General features: G+C 50.5%; 1 protein-coding gene. It reads left to right on the top strand.

Annotation, left to right across the window (positions count from 1 at the left end; all coding sequences use genetic code 11):
• Nucleotides 1–317, top strand: a 317-nt coding sequence (gene ccsA, locus CWB98_RS23730; RefSeq protein ID WP_171045760.1) for a cytochrome c biogenesis protein CcsA, incomplete at both ends; no start/stop codon positions are given.

Below are 317 nucleotides of genomic sequence, written 5' to 3'. Positions count from 1 at the left end.
GTTTTATTTCATCGACAAACGCCTTAAACGCAAAGACCTAGCCATTGTATACAGCCACCTGCCACCGCTGATGGTGGTCGAACGGCAACTTTACCAATTAGTGTTTGTTGGCACAGCTTTGTTGAGCCTCGCCCTGCTCTCTGGGTTTGTATTCCTAGATTCCATGCTGGCTATTGAAAACGCGCATAAAACGGTGCTTTCCATTATCGCCTGGGGGGTGTTTTTAGCCGTTGTTATTGGCCGCAAGCTGCGAGGTTGGCGCGGCAAATCCTCTGTGATCACCATTATGGTCGGTGCCGGCCTACTCACTCTTGCCT

It is taken from the genome of Pseudoalteromonas rubra (assembly GCF_005887115.1).
Lineage (GTDB): Bacteria > Pseudomonadota > Gammaproteobacteria > Enterobacterales > Alteromonadaceae > Pseudoalteromonas > Pseudoalteromonas rubra_F.
This window is presented reverse-complemented; position numbering and strand designations above follow the sequence as displayed.